The 13,383-nt window shown below is 33.5% G+C and carries 16 protein-coding genes; all 16 read left to right on the top strand.

Annotated features, from left to right (window positions below; genetic code table 11):
* Positions 1 to 77 precede the first annotated feature (77 nt).
* The 16 genes from B7R67_RS01770 to B7R67_RS01695 all read left to right on the top strand — a co-directional run bounded on the left by B7R67_RS01770 (position 78) and on the right by B7R67_RS01695 (position 13,382).
* Positions 78 to 344, top strand: coding sequence for an IreB family regulatory phosphoprotein (locus B7R67_RS01770; protein WP_056472706.1), 267 nt, complete (start codon positions 78 to 80; stop codon positions 342 to 344).
* A gap of 3 nt (positions 345 to 347) precedes the next feature.
* Positions 348 to 764, top strand: coding sequence for a Holliday junction resolvase RuvX (ruvX, locus tag B7R67_RS01765; RefSeq protein WP_088066986.1), 417 nt, complete (start codon positions 348 to 350; stop codon positions 762 to 764).
* A 126-nt stretch (positions 765 to 890) separates the two neighbouring features.
* Positions 891 to 1,181 carry a DUF1292 domain-containing protein gene (locus tag B7R67_RS01760; RefSeq protein WP_056472710.1) on the top strand — a complete coding sequence of 97 codons (291 nt, stop codon included), beginning with the start codon at positions 891 to 893 and terminating at the stop codon, positions 1,179 to 1,181.
* 121 nt (positions 1,182 to 1,302) lie between these two features.
* Positions 1,303 to 2,397, top strand: a complete 1,095-nt coding sequence (gene mltG, locus B7R67_RS01755; protein WP_235822059.1) for an endolytic transglycosylase MltG — start codon at positions 1,303 to 1,305, stop codon at positions 2,395 to 2,397.
* 342 nt (positions 2,398 to 2,739) lie between these two features.
* A complete protein-coding gene (locus tag B7R67_RS01750) occupies positions 2,740 to 3,399 on the top strand; it encodes an O-methyltransferase (protein WP_088066984.1) in 660 nt (219 codons plus the stop codon).
* Positions 3,392 to 4,324 carry a peptidase U32 family protein gene (locus B7R67_RS01745; protein WP_088066982.1) on the top strand — a complete coding sequence of 311 codons (933 nt, stop codon included), beginning with the start codon at positions 3,392 to 3,394 and terminating at the stop codon, positions 4,322 to 4,324. Before B7R67_RS01750 ends, B7R67_RS01745 begins: the two co-directional genes overlap by 8 nt.
* Positions 4,325 to 4,466: 142 nt before the next feature.
* Positions 4,467 to 5,744, top strand: a complete 1,278-nt coding sequence (locus tag B7R67_RS01740; RefSeq protein ID WP_088066980.1) for a peptidase U32 family protein — start codon at positions 4,467 to 4,469, stop codon at positions 5,742 to 5,744.
* A gap of 20 nt (positions 5,745 to 5,764) precedes the next feature.
* Positions 5,765 to 6,400 carry a uridine kinase gene (gene udk / locus B7R67_RS01735; RefSeq protein WP_088066978.1) on the top strand — a complete coding sequence of 212 codons (636 nt, stop codon included), beginning with the start codon at positions 5,765 to 5,767 and terminating at the stop codon, positions 6,398 to 6,400.
* A gap of 212 nt (positions 6,401 to 6,612) precedes the next feature.
* Positions 6,613 to 7,089, top strand: coding sequence for a transcription elongation factor GreA (greA, locus tag B7R67_RS01730; protein ID WP_088066976.1), 477 nt, complete (start codon positions 6,613 to 6,615; stop codon positions 7,087 to 7,089).
* 74 nt (positions 7,090 to 7,163) lie between these two features.
* Complete coding sequence (locus B7R67_RS01725; protein ID WP_088066974.1) at positions 7,164 to 8,924, top strand: peptidoglycan D,D-transpeptidase FtsI family protein; 1,761 nt, start codon at positions 7,164 to 7,166, stop codon at positions 8,922 to 8,924.
* A 67-nt stretch (positions 8,925 to 8,991) separates the two neighbouring features.
* Positions 8,992 to 9,597 carry a YrrS family protein gene (locus tag B7R67_RS01720; protein WP_088066972.1) on the top strand — a complete coding sequence of 202 codons (606 nt, stop codon included), beginning with the start codon at positions 8,992 to 8,994 and terminating at the stop codon, positions 9,595 to 9,597.
* 134 nt (positions 9,598 to 9,731) lie between these two features.
* A complete protein-coding gene (mtnN, locus tag B7R67_RS01715; RefSeq protein WP_088066970.1) occupies positions 9,732 to 10,424 on the top strand; it encodes a 5'-methylthioadenosine/S-adenosylhomocysteine nucleosidase in 693 nt (230 codons plus the stop codon).
* Between the two features lie 251 nt (positions 10,425 to 10,675).
* Positions 10,676 to 10,999 carry an ArsR/SmtB family transcription factor gene (locus B7R67_RS01710; protein ID WP_088066969.1) on the top strand — a complete coding sequence of 108 codons (324 nt, stop codon included), beginning with the start codon at positions 10,676 to 10,678 and terminating at the stop codon, positions 10,997 to 10,999.
* Positions 11,000 to 11,002: 3 nt separating this feature from the next.
* A complete protein-coding gene (locus B7R67_RS01705) occupies positions 11,003 to 11,395 on the top strand; it encodes an SRPBCC family protein (RefSeq protein WP_088066967.1) in 393 nt (130 codons plus the stop codon).
* 254 nt (positions 11,396 to 11,649) lie between these two features.
* The gene (locus tag B7R67_RS01700; RefSeq protein ID WP_088066965.1) at positions 11,650 to 12,369 is read left to right on the top strand and encodes an ABC transporter ATP-binding protein; all 720 of its coding nucleotides are present in this window, start codon (positions 11,650 to 11,652) and stop codon (positions 12,367 to 12,369) included.
* Entirely contained in the window at positions 12,366 to 13,382 is a 1,017-nt protein-coding gene (locus B7R67_RS01695) for an ABC transporter permease (RefSeq protein WP_088066963.1), read from the top strand. The genes B7R67_RS01700 and B7R67_RS01695 overlap by 4 nt, the downstream gene beginning before the upstream one ends.
* Position 13,383: the final 1 nt, after the last annotated feature.

Below are 13,383 nucleotides of genomic sequence, written 5' to 3'. Positions count from 1 at the left end.
TAGTTAATTCGTAACAGCGAAATAAAAGTGGTAGAATGAAATTAGCTAAAAATATACGGATAAGTGGGGTGCTTTGTATGGATTCATTTGATAAAACGATGAAGTTTAGTTTGCAAGATGAAGGTCAAGATATACGAGTTAATGAAGTATTGTTAAAGGTTCATGACGCGTTGCAAGAAAAAGGCTACAATCCAATTAATCAAATAGTAGGATACTTATTATCAGGTGATCCTGCTTACATTCCTCGTCATAATGACGCTAGAAGTATGATGAAAAAACTTGAGCGTGATGAAATCATTGAGGAATTAGTAAAATCTTACTTACAACAACATCGTGGAGAATAATTAATGAGAGCACTTGGGCTAGATGTAGGAACAAAAACAATCGGCGTAGCTGTAAGTGATGCATTTGGTTGGACGGCTCAAGGAATTGAGACAGTTAGAATTAATGAAGAACGCCAAAAATTTGGACTAGACCGACTAAAAGAAATCATCGACAGCTATGAAATTGACAAAATTATAGTAGGTTTACCTAAAAATATGAACGGAAGTATCGGCGAACGCGGTGAAGCTTGCAAGCGTTTTGCAAAAATGATTGAAGAAGAATTCAATCTTCCGGTTATACTATGGGATGAAAGACTTTCGACTATGGCAGCTGAAAGATTATTAATTTCTGCTGATGTTAGTCGTAAGAAAAGAAAACAAGTCATCGACAAAATGGCGGCAGTAGTTATTTTACAAAATTACTTAGATAGTATAAAGTGATATAAGAAAAGTGGAGTTTGGCCAATTTTGGGTACATGCTGTAATAGTACATGACCACAATTGGCTCATCCACTATTCACTTTTATACTTATACATAAAAGAATTAAATTAATTGAGGTGAAATAAATGGAACACGGTGAAGACAGACAAATTACAATCATTGATGAAGAAGGTAATGAGATTCTTTGCAATATTATCATGACTTTTGAATCAGATGATTATGGTAAATCATATGTAATTTACAGCCCAGTAGGACAAGAGTTTGACGAAGATGGAGATCCAATCTATCATGCTTCTAGCTTTATTCCTGCAGAAGACGGAGAAGATGGAGAATTATATCCAATCGAATCTGATGAAGAATGGGAAATGGTTGAAGAAGTATTAAATACATTCTTTGACGAAGAAGAAGGCGAATAAGACGATCGACTTTATAAGATGCTAAACGCTAAATAATAGTGTTTAGCATTTTTTATGTAGAAATTTGCCGATTGTCCACATATTTGTAGTATACTATTACGTGGAAAAGGAGGTTGGTAATTTGAACTTTACTGATTTTGATAAGAGTGGCTTCAAGAACTCAAATAAAAAAGGCAGAGGGATGCGTATTTTTATCTACCTTTTGATTGCTTTAGCTGTAGTAGTTGGAGCAGTTTTTGTATCGTACAAATCTATGTTAAAGCCCGTAAATTCATCAAACAAACAAATTAAATTAGTAACGATACCTGTAGGAAGCTCAGTTGATGATATAGCATCCATATTTAAAGAGAAAAACTTAATTAAAAATACATCAATTTTTAAACTTTATGTGAAGTTGCATAATAACGCTAGTCTAAAATCAGGGAACTATCATTTTAGTGAAACTCAAGGAGTTGTAACGATTGTAAACCACCTACAAGTAGGAGGTAAATATCAAGTAGCTGTTAAGGACGTAATGATCCCTGAAGGAACTCAAATAAAAGAAATAGCAGCGATTATTGCAAAAGAATTTAATTTAGATGAAGCAACTGTATTAAAACAGATGAATGATAAAACATTTATCCAGGGGCTACAAAAAAAGTTTCCTCAATTATTAACGAATGAAATGTTTAAACCTGGCATTCGCTATCCATTAGAGGGCTACTTATATCCTTCGACTTATATGTATGGGGATTTTACACCAAGTTTAGAGCAAATTATTACACCAATGTTAAATGAGACTGTTAAAGTTTTGGACCAGTATAAAGAAGAAATGAGTAATTTAAAGCTAACTCCTCATCAAACGTTAACGATGGCCTCGTTAATAGAAGAAGAAGCTACAGGTACAACAGATCGAAAGTTGATTTCAAGTGTATTTTATAATCGACTTAAAATCGGAATGCCTTTACAAACCGATCCTACAGTCCTTTATGCATTAGGAAAACATAAAGAACGAGTATTATATAAGGATTTAAAAGTTAAATCGCCTTATAATACTTATTATATTAAAGGATTACCTGTTGGACCAATTGCAAGTGCTGGTGTTGATAGTATAATAGCTGCTCTTGAGCCTGCTAAATCAGATTATTTATATTTCTTAGCTGATAAAACAGGTAAAGTAATCTTTACAAAAACATTAGAACAGCACAATACTGAAAAAGAAAAGCATATAAAATAAGAAGTTGGAAATACTTGAAGGTATAAAAAACTCGTCCATTGGCGAGCCTTATAGGCGAAGGAAGAGGCGTTGCAGCGCTAATCGGTTATTCATAAAATTGGCAACCACGTCGAGTGTTCTACCTTCCAAAAATCATTAAATTCCTCAGTTGAGTATAAAAGTTCACTGAGGAATTTTGAAAATCTGTAATTAGTGAAAATCTTGTAACAATTCTTGGTACTAGCCAAGGGTCTTTTTTTTATGTTAGAATATTACGGGTCTAAAAAATATCAGATACAGGAAATTTTACTTACACCTTGTTTTTTATACAAGGTTGTATTTCTATTGGAGGCTTTATAAGCAATGAATGACGTTTTAGTTCGTCAATATTTGGCGAATTTTTATAAACATAGAGAACCTTTTATAGAAGAAATGGAAACATATGCACTCGAGCATCATGTTCCTATAATGGATAAAGCAGGCATGGAGTTTATGCTTGGATTACTTTATTTAATACAGCCAACTTCGATTCTTGAGATTGGAAGTGCAATAGGCTATTCCAGTATACGAATGGCAAAAGAGTTTCCAAATGTGAAGATTGTTACAATGGAGCGAAATGCTGAGAGAATTCGTCAAGCGAAAGAGTTTATTGAACGTAGTGATTACAGTGATCGAATTCTACTTTTAGAAGGAGATGCCTTACTTTTAAAAGATAAGTTGCCTGAGAACAGTCAATTTGATGTTATTTTTATCGATGCAGCAAAAGGCCAATACAAACGATTCTTTGAATTATATGAACCTTTATTATCAGATAGAGGGGTAATTATTTCGGATAATGTTTTATTTAAAGGTCAAGTTGCTGAAAGTGCAGATATTGTTGATGATCGTCGCAAGCGAGCATTAATAAAAAAGATTCAAAATTACAATGAATGGTTAATGAATCACCCTAAGTATGATTCGACAATTATACCGATTGGTGATGGAGTTGCTATTAGTAAGAAAAGGGGAGTTAATAATGAGTAAGCCTGAATTATTAGTTACGCCAACAAACCTAAATGATATAGATAAATTAGCTGATGCTGGTGCAGATGCAATTATGATTGGTGAACAACGTTTTGGATTGCGCTTAGCTGGCGAATTTAATCGTGAAGCTGTAAAAGAAGCAGTAGAAATTGCACATAAAAAAAATGTAAAAGTTTATGTTGCTATGAACGGTGTGTATCATAACGAGATTCTTGATGAAATAGAAGATTACATTGCATTTTTAAGAGATGCAAATGTAGATGCTATTGTTTTCGGTGACCCTGCAGTTCTTATGTCAGTACGTAAAGTAGCCCCAAATATGCTATTACATTGGAACACAGAAACAACAGCTACAAACTGGTTTACTTGTAATTACTGGGGTAAACGAGGATCTAAACGTGCAGTCCTAGCTAGAGAACTAAGCTTTGAAGCTGTTAATGAAATTAAAGAAAACTCGAACGTAGAAATCGAAGTACAAGTTCATGGAATGACTTGTATGTTCCAATCAAAACGATCTCTTGTAGGTAACTATTTTGAATACCAAGGGAAGAATTTAGAAATCGTTCAACAAAAGAAATATGAAGAAAATATGTTCTTAGTTGACCATGAACGTAATAACAAATATCCAATTTTTGAGGATCAAAACGGAACTCATATTATGAGCCCAAATGATATTTGTATTATTAATGAATTAGAAGAATTAGTTGACGCAGGAATCGATTCATTCAAAATTGACGGTGTCTTAAAATCTTCAGAATATATCATTGAAGTAACAAAACTATACAGACAAGCTATTGACCTTTGTGTAGAAGACCGTGAAGCTTACGAAGAAATCAAAGATGAACTTTACGATAAAATCGAAGCAATCCAACCAGTAAACAGACCACTGGATACAGGATTCTTCTTTAAGGAAACGGTATATTAAGGGCAGGAAGAGCAGGAAGATTAGGAAAAGCAGGTAGAGCAGGTAGAGCAGGAGAGATAGGACAGAGATTAGGAGGAGCCATTAAAAAGCTCATTTCCTAGAACCTTGATCCTCAATCCTGAATTTAAGAGGAGGAAAAATGATGGCAATTGGACAATTAGATAAAATAGTTGACGGCAAACGTGTAATCGTGAAAAAACCTGAACTTTTAGCACCAGCTGGTAATTTAGAGAAATTAAAAATTGCAGTAAGATATGGTGCAGATGCTGTATTTATTGGTGGTAGAGAGTTCGGTTTACGTTCCAATGCAGATAACTTCTCTTTAGAAGAAATGGCTGAAGGAGTAGAATTTGCAAATAAATTTAACGCGAAAATTTATGTAACAACTAATATTTTTGCTCACAATGAAAACATGGACGGTTTAGTTGAGTATTTACAAGGGATTGAAGCAGCTGGCGTAACAGGTATTATCGTTGCTGACCCTTATATTATTGAAACTTGTAAAGAAGCTGCTCCAAAATTAGAAGTACACTTAAGTACACAACAATCACTTTCAAATTACCGTGCTGCTCAATACTGGAAGGAAGAAGGCTTACACCGACTAGTATTAGCACGTGAGACAAGCTATGAAGAAATTAAAGAGATTAAAGAAAAAGTAGACGTAGAAATTGAAACATTTATACATGGAGCTATGTGCATTGCTTACTCAGGTCGTTGTACTTTGAGTAATCATATGACTGCACGTGATTCAAACCGTGGTGGATGCTGTCAATCATGTCGTTGGGATTATGATTTAGTTCAAACTGAATCTCAAAATCCAGATGCATTAGAAAATGCATTATTTGAAGAAGAAGATGCTCCATTTGCAATGAGCCCTAAAGATTTAAATTTATTACGTTCAATTCCAAAGTTTATTGAAATGGGTGTAGATAGTCTAAAAATTGAAGGTCGAATGAAGTCAATTCACTACGTTGCAACGGTAGTATCTGTTTATCGCAAAATTATTGATGCATATTGTGCAGATCCAGATAACTTTGAATTTAAAGAGGAATGGGTAGAAGAGTTAGATAAATGTGCTAATCGTGATACAGCTTCTTCATTCTTTGAAGGCTTCCCAGGAATGAAAGAGCAAATGTATGGAAATCATAGCAAAAAAACAACGTATGATTTTGCTGGTCTTGTATTAGACTATGATGAGCAAACAGGAATCGCAACAATTCAACAGCGTAACTACTTCAAACCAGGTGACCAGATTGAGTTCTTTGGACCTGAGATTGAAAACTTCAAACAAACAGTTGGTGTAATTGTTAATGAAGAAGGAACAGAAGTAGATGCGGCAAGACATCCATTAGAGATTGTAAAGATTAAAGTAGATCAAAAGGTATATCCTTATAACATGATGAGAAAAAAGTTAGTTTGATAAGAAAGAGGGATTGAAGTATGGGGAATAAGCCCATTGTAATTGGAATTGCTGGAGGGACTGGCTCTGGTAAAACTTCTGTAACAAAGGCAATTTATGATCAATTTAAGGGTCATTCAATTTTACTGATTCAACAAGATTCTTACTATAGAGATCAAGCTCATTTGCCAATGGAGGAAAGATTAAAAACGAATTATGATCATCCATTAGCATTTGATAATGATTTGTTTATAGAGCATATTAATGATTTATTGCAATACAAAGCAATCGAAAAACCTGTATATGATTATACAATTCATACAAGATCTTCAGAAACAATCCCTGTAGAACCAAAAGAAGTAATTATTTTAGAAGGTATTTTAGTATTAGAAGATGAGCGATTACGTGATTTAATGGATATTAAAATTTTCGTAGATACGGATGCTGACTTACGAATTCTTCGAAGAATACAAAGAGATATCAAAGAACGTGGTAGAACAGTTGATTCTGTTGTAGAACAATATGTAAATGTTGTACGTCCAATGCATAATCAATTTTGTGAACCATCTAAGAAGTTCGCTGATATTATTATCCCAGAAGGTGGTCAAAACTTTGTTGCGATTGATTTAATGGCTACAAAAATTCAGACTATACTTGAAAGAGTAAGTGTATTATAATACGTTCATATGAGAATTAATTCTTAATAAATATAATTGGAAAGATGGAGAAGCAGTTACTTCTTCATCTTTCTATATAAAAGAATGCGTTTTCAAAACTTGAATGATTCATTGTTTATTCTCATACACTGTTTGTACAATTAAATTGTGTATAAACAGTAATTTAGAAATTCTACATAAAGAAACGGTGGATACTAAAAGGAGTGTACAAAATGGCTAACGAAAAAAAATTCCCTATGACTTTAGCTGGGAAAGAAAAATTAGAACAAGAATTAGAAAACTTAAAAACAGTTAAGCGTGCTGAAGTTGTAGAGCGTATTAAAATTGCTCGTAGCTTCGGTGACCTTTCAGAGAACTCTGAATACGATGCTGCAAAAGATGAGCAAGCATTTGTTGAGGGTCGTATTACAACTTTAGAAAATATGATTCGTAATGCTGAAATTATTACAGAAAGTAACGAAGCATCAGATACTGTAACTTTAGGTAAATCAGTAACTTTCTTAGAATTACCTGCTGGTGATGAAGAGACTTATACAATTGTAGGTAGTGCTGAAGCTGATCCATTTGAAGGGAAAATTTCAAATGACTCACCGATCGCAAAAAGTCTTTTAGGAAAAACAGTTGGAGAAGAAGTAACTGTTAGTACTCCAGGTGGAGATATGCAAGTAAGAATTATTGCTGTTAAATAATTTGATTTGTTTAACAATTTAATAGTTTGAAAAAAGAACACCCCGTCTACACTGTAGATGAGGTGTTTTTTTATATGCATAGACGGATAAAAGCCATATTGACAATATTTTCGTTATTATTTTCCTTAATCTTATACAGATGTTTAGATATTGGAGTACTACATCAGAAAAATTTTGGTCCACAGAAAGTTAATTTAATTGAACGAAGTGTTGCACAAAGAACATTTCAATTTCGGATTGACAATGGTCGCGGAAAAATACTGGACCGGAATGGTAAGTTATTAAGTGCTGCATACACGCCGAAAGTCATACTGTTTCCTTTTTTAAAAAGTATTGATTGGCCAATTGAAAAATTATCATCAATTACAGGTGTGCCGGTTGCAACGATTAAATACCAGTTTATTGGTAAGAAGGAACCTTTTACTTTAGAGGGGATAAAAACACCATTAACTTCTGAAAAAATTGATCAAATAAATAATTTACATGTATCTGGATTGATTTCGATGTTATCTCAAGATAAAGACGACAAACAATTAGCAGAACATTTAATAGGAATTGCTAGAGAAAATAAAGAGCAGTATGAAAAGCAATTTGAAAGTGATCGAGATTTTAAACCTAAGGAATTTGGGGTTATCGGCTTAGAGGCTCAATTTGAGGATTTCTTAAAGTCTGATGGTACTTCTAATTTAATGCTTCATGTTGATAATCTAGGAAAGCCAATGTTTGGAAATGAAGTAAAGTACGCGAAACCTAGTAACCCATTTTATCCGGTTTCATTGTCAACGACATTAGATAAAGATTTACAGCAAATAGTAGAACAGGCTGTAGATCAAGCTAAGCTACAAAAAGGTGCAGCTGTCCTAATTGATGTGAAGACAAATAAACTTTTAGCAATGGTTAGTCGCCCTAATATGAATTTCCAAACGCTATTCTCAAAAAATGATAATTCTGCAACTAACTATGCATTACTAGCAAGTACACCAGGCTCAGTATTTAAAACTGTAGTAGCAGCTGCAGCTATTGATCAAGGGATACTTCAGAAAAACCAACAGTTTAATTGTAATAAAAACTTAGTTGGTAAATATGAAGACGATGCCAAAAAGCGAAAAGGTAATTTAACATTTCAACAAAGTTTCTATGAAAGTTGTAATTACACATTCGGGCAATTAGGTAAGAGTTTAACTTTAAAAAATAAAGATATGTTTGAAACATATGCCAAAAAGCTAGGGTTAGATGGACCTGTAGGTTGGACCGGTTCAGTTTATCATGAAGCTAGTTTTAGTCAATTTCAAAATGAAGGGAAACCAACCTATTTCGTAGGTAATTATTTGAGCGATAAATTATTAAATACATCGATAGGGCAACAGGATGTGAAGGTTAGTCCATTAGCTGTTGCAAATATGATGGCTACAATTGCAAGAGGTGGTAGTCCAATGCAAGTAAAAGTTGTCGATTCTGTGTTATATAAAAATGGTACAGAAATGTTTAAATTTCCAGACCAGACACTATACGATGATTATCTAACACCTGATTCAATGCAACAATTAAGAGAGTTACTTCGTGGCGTAGTAACAGATGCAAAAGGAACTGGAAAGCGATATGATCGTTTACCATATACTCTAGCTGGAAAAAGTGGAACAGCGGAAACAAAAGTAGTAGACGGGAAAATTGTCGAACAAAATAAATGGTTTGCTGGTTATTTTCCTTATGAGCAGCCAAGATATGCTTTCGCTGTTGTAAGTTTAAACGTAAATAATGAAGTCACATCAACGTCTGATACAGTTACAAATTTAGTAAAATCTATTTATAGTTTAGATAAGACACACACAAAATAGCCTATTTTGAATTAATTAACTCTATGATAAAATAGGGAAAATTAGTTGTTTTTGGGGGATTTTGTCAATGGCATCAATCGAGACAAATGGAAGGGTCCGTAAATTAAGACGTATGCAAAGAGGAAATTATTTTTTCCGATTACTATTTATTCCACTCCTTTTTGGAATCATCTATTTATGTATAAAAATTACTATGCCAATCATTAACCAACATAAAATGGAGCCAAAAGTTGCAAACGCTGCAAAACCTGAGCACACGATCGAGGCTGAAGGTCCAAAACAAATGACAGATGTACCGAATGCCTATCAAGTAAATTATCGTGAAAAAGTAAATGAGATTATTAAAGACTCAATAAACGATGAAAATATTATTGAATCAACAGTGAAAGAATGGAAACCGAATGTAACCAGGCAAAGTGAACCACATATCGTACAGTTTAACTTTCAATCTCAAGACTTTTTTGAAATGGAAGAAGCCGTCTCAAATGCTATTTCATTAACAAAAAAAGATTTCACGGTATGGCATCTTGGTCAAAGCTATGATAATCAAAGTGTAAAAGTATATGTTGCTACAACTGATTTAAGCTACAAATATGTTGTTTTTTTACACTGGGTAGATAAAGAAGGCTGGCTTCCTATTTTAGTCCAACAAGTAAAAGAATTGAAATATTAAGGGCAGGAAGAGAGGCAAGGCAGGAATGGCAGGAAACAGGTTTTAAAGTATTTAATGCCTATCCCCTGCCTTTCCCTGATCCTGTCCTTTATGTTAAAATGATTAAAGTTTGATAGAAAGTAGGGAACTATAGAATGAAAATCGCTATTATTGGAGCAATGGAAGAAGAAGTTCATGTATTACGTGATAAATTAGATAATCTGAAAAAAGAAGAAGTAGCAGGTTCAGAATATAATATTGGTACATATGAAGGTAAAGAAGTAATTTTATTAAAATCAGGAATTGGTAAAGTTAATGCTGCTATGGCTACAGCAATTCTTTTAGAAAAATATCAACCAGATGTTGTTATTAACACAGGTTCGGCAGGTGGCCTACATACAGATTTAAATGTTGGGGATGTAGTCATCTCAACGGAAGTGCGTCATCACGATGTTGATGTAACAGCATTTAATTATGAATATGGTCAAGTTCCAGGAATGCCAGCAGCGTTTCCTTCTGATGAGAAATTAAATTCAATCGCCAAAAAATGCGCAGAAAAAATAAATGGTATTCAAGTTGTTGAAGGCTTAATCGTAACTGGTGATTCATTTATGAATGATCCTGCTAGAGTTGCATTCGTAAGAGAAAAATTCGGTGATCTTTATGCTGTAGAAATGGAAGCAGCAGCAATCGCTCAAGTTTGTTATGCGTTCAAAGTACCTTTTGTTGTAACACGTGCATTATCAGATATCGCTGGAAAAGAATCAAATATATCATTTGACCAATTCATTCATACAGCAGCGGTGAATTCAACTCTAATGGTTGAAGAAATGATTAAAGCATTATAATAAAAATAAAATAAGCATTAGCACACTTATTAAAAATTAATTGGTGTGCTATTTTTATTTTTCGAATCATTCATATGAAATTATCTATTTTAGATAATATTTAGATGAATAAAACAAATGAAAAAATGATAAAAATATAATTTGACTGGACACCATTTGGTGTCATATAATTAAGACACCAAATGGTGTCGTATTGCATATGATGTTATTAACCACCAAATGGTGTTCCAATTTAAAAGGAGAGGGTGATTTTGAACGAGAAAAATCAAGAAAGAGATGTTTATGAAGCCATTGCTGATCCGACAAGACGTAAATTACTTCAATTGTTGGCGGACGTGGAAGAATTGCCGCTCAATGAGTTGACCGTACATTTTGAAATGGGGCGAACGGCCGTTTCAAAACATTTGGCAATCCTAAAAGATGCAGGTCTCGTAATCAGCAGAAAAGTTGGCAGAGAAACACGTTTTCGACTGAATGCTGCCCCGCTTAGGGAAATTGAGGATTGGGTATCATTTTACAAGAAATTCTGGAATGAAAGAATATATCTTTTAAACAATCTATTAGAGGAGGAATAAATAATGAATTTAACCGTATCACAAGATTTTAGTTTTAATAAACCGATTGAGAAAGTTTGGCATGCTTTGACTGATGCTGAAACACTTGCAAAATGGGTAATGCCTAATGATATTAAACCTGTTGTCGGACACAAATTCCAATTTCGTTTAGAGCAGTATAATTTAATCCTTGATTGCGAAGTTCTTGAAGTGGAAGAACCGAATAAGTTATCTTACACTTGGGTAGGTGGTGGGATTAACACCACAGTTACATGGACTTTGAAGCATGAGAATGGAACTACATTCTTACACCTTGATCACTCAGGATTCGAAAAAGAAGATCAAGCATTTAATGGTGCGAAATTCGGTTGGGTAAGAATGGGTGACGATCTAAAAAAATTATTAGGTGACATATAAGAACTAATCTCTAGACATGTTTTTGAAAGATATAAGAGAAAGAGCAAACGGATTTGAGCCGTTTGCTTTTTTTATTTCGTATTCTAAAATTAATTAGAGATGGAATCTATCTTTTTTATATAAATATATATTGAGTGAGTACTCACTTTTTTATTGACCTTTTCTTACGATTGTCATACTATAAATATATAAAGTGAGTACTCACTCATTGTTAGAGTTAATTGAAGTAAGTATAATTGAAACGGAGGATTACTATGAGCAATGTTGTTCAAATCCAAAATGTTGATCGTTATTTCGGGAAAAAATCAGTACTCAATAATATTTCTATGAATATCAGTGAAGGGGAGATATTTGGTATATTAGGCCCTTCAGGTTCGGGGAAAACGACTTTAATTAAATTAATCGCTGGTATTGATAAAAGTTCAAAAGGTGAAGTATTAGTCTACGAAAAAGAAATGCCTAATTTCACGGTCCTATCCTCAATTGGATATATGGGTCAGTCCGATGCATTATATACCGATTTGACAGGTGCAGATAATTTAAGTTTCTTTGGTGCCTTATATAACTTAAAAGGAAAAGAACTAAAGGATCGAATTCAAGAGGTAGCTGAAATTGTTGGTTTAGAAGATGCATTAAGTAAACATGTTAATCAATATTCAGGAGGAATGAAAAAAAGACTTTCTTTAGCAATTGCAATTCTTCATAAACCGACTTTATTGATTCTTGATGAACCGACAGTTGGTATTGATCCTGTTCTTAGAAAACAAATTTGGAATCAATTTACTGATATGAAAAAACAAGGGACAACGATTATTATTACTACTCATATCATGGAGGAAGCTGAAAAATGTGAGCGAATAGGTTTGATTCGAGAGGGAGAATTAATTGCCTTGGACACAACAGAAAATCTAATTTCTCGTTCACAAACTGGCAAGATAGAAGACCTATATTTTGATAATGAGGTGAGTTCATGAGAGTCTTTGCAATTTCTAAACGAATCATAAAACAATTTTTAAAAGATAGACGATCTCTAGCAATGATTTTCGTTGCACCTGTTGTATTACTGTTCTTATTTTCTTATATTTTAAAACAAGACGATACGAAACCAAAGTTGGCATTAATTGACACACCACCGGCTTTTGAGCATGCTATTAAGGATTATGCAAAAATAGAAAATGTAAAACCATCAGAAGTTAAAAACAAGTTGAAAAACAAGGAACTCGATGGTGCTGTCTTATTTAAATCAGGAGAAATAGTCATACAGTTTGAAGGTACTGATAAAGCAAGAACGACAGCAGTAGTAAATGCAATTCAAGATGCAACGAAGGCAATCACCCCAGCTAATATTAAAATCGTAATGGACCCAATTTACGGTAGTAAAAATATGGAATCCTTTGATTCAATAGGACCGATTTTTATTGGATTTTTCTCTTTTTTATTTGTATTCATCTTATCTGGCATATCATTCGTACGCGAACGTTTAACAACTACATTAGAAAGATTACTCGTTACACCAGTCAAAAGATGGGAAATCGTATTTGGCTATATTTTAGGTTTTGGATTCTTTGCCTTAATCCAATCAATCATTATTACCGTCTTTTCAATTAGTGTGTTAGATATGTATAATGTAGGAAGTGCTTGGGAGGTTTGTGTTGTTAATATTCTTTTATCACTTACAGCTCTAACACTTGGCATGTTATTATCTGCATATGCAAATAACGAATTTCAAGTTGTTCAATTTATTCCAGTTATTGCTGTACCACAAATACTTTTTTCAGGTATATTCTCAACAACATTTTTACCGAATTGGTTTAAAATTATTGGAGGGATTTTACCACTAACATATGGTGCTGAGGCTCTAAGAGGTATTATGATAAAAGGCCAATCACTTATGGACGTTGGATTACAATTACTGATTCTACTTGGATTTTCACTATGTTTTATAACTTTAAATATATTTGCTCTAAAGAAGCAGCGTTCAATTTAAG

It is taken from the genome of Gottfriedia luciferensis (genome assembly GCF_002156865.1).
Classification (GTDB): Bacteria; Bacillota; Bacilli; order Bacillales; family Bacillaceae_G; genus Gottfriedia; species Gottfriedia luciferensis.
This window is presented reverse-complemented; position numbering and strand designations above follow the sequence as displayed.

Bases quoted from the DNA above. Each gene is read 5' to 3' on its own strand.
- B7R67_RS01770 (WP_056472706.1), top strand. From the start codon at position 78: ATGGATTCATTTGATAAAACGATGAAGTTTAGTTTGCAAGATGAAGGT.
- ruvX (WP_088066986.1), top strand. From the start codon at position 348: ATGAGAGCACTTGGGCTAGATGTAGGAACAAAAACAATCGGCGTAGCT.
- B7R67_RS01760 (WP_056472710.1), top strand. From the start codon at position 891: ATGGAACACGGTGAAGACAGACAAATTACAATCATTGATGAAGAAGGT.
- B7R67_RS01750 (WP_088066984.1), top strand. From the start codon at position 2,740: ATGAATGACGTTTTAGTTCGTCAATATTTGGCGAATTTTTATAAACAT.
- B7R67_RS01745 (WP_088066982.1), top strand. From the start codon at position 3,392: ATGAGTAAGCCTGAATTATTAGTTACGCCAACAAACCTAAATGATATA.
- B7R67_RS01740 (WP_088066980.1), top strand. From the start codon at position 4,467: ATGGCAATTGGACAATTAGATAAAATAGTTGACGGCAAACGTGTAATC.
- udk (WP_088066978.1), top strand. From the start codon at position 5,765: ATGGGGAATAAGCCCATTGTAATTGGAATTGCTGGAGGGACTGGCTCT.
- greA (WP_088066976.1), top strand. From the start codon at position 6,613: ATGGCTAACGAAAAAAAATTCCCTATGACTTTAGCTGGGAAAGAAAAA.
- B7R67_RS01725 (WP_088066974.1), top strand. From the start codon at position 7,164: ATGCATAGACGGATAAAAGCCATATTGACAATATTTTCGTTATTATTT.
- B7R67_RS01720 (WP_088066972.1), top strand. From the start codon at position 8,992: ATGGCATCAATCGAGACAAATGGAAGGGTCCGTAAATTAAGACGTATG.
- mtnN (WP_088066970.1), top strand. From the start codon at position 9,732: ATGAAAATCGCTATTATTGGAGCAATGGAAGAAGAAGTTCATGTATTA.
- B7R67_RS01705 (WP_088066967.1), top strand. From the start codon at position 11,003: ATGAATTTAACCGTATCACAAGATTTTAGTTTTAATAAACCGATTGAG.
- B7R67_RS01700 (WP_088066965.1), top strand. From the start codon at position 11,650: ATGAGCAATGTTGTTCAAATCCAAAATGTTGATCGTTATTTCGGGAAA.
- B7R67_RS01695 (WP_088066963.1), top strand. From the start codon at position 12,366: ATGAGAGTCTTTGCAATTTCTAAACGAATCATAAAACAATTTTTAAAA.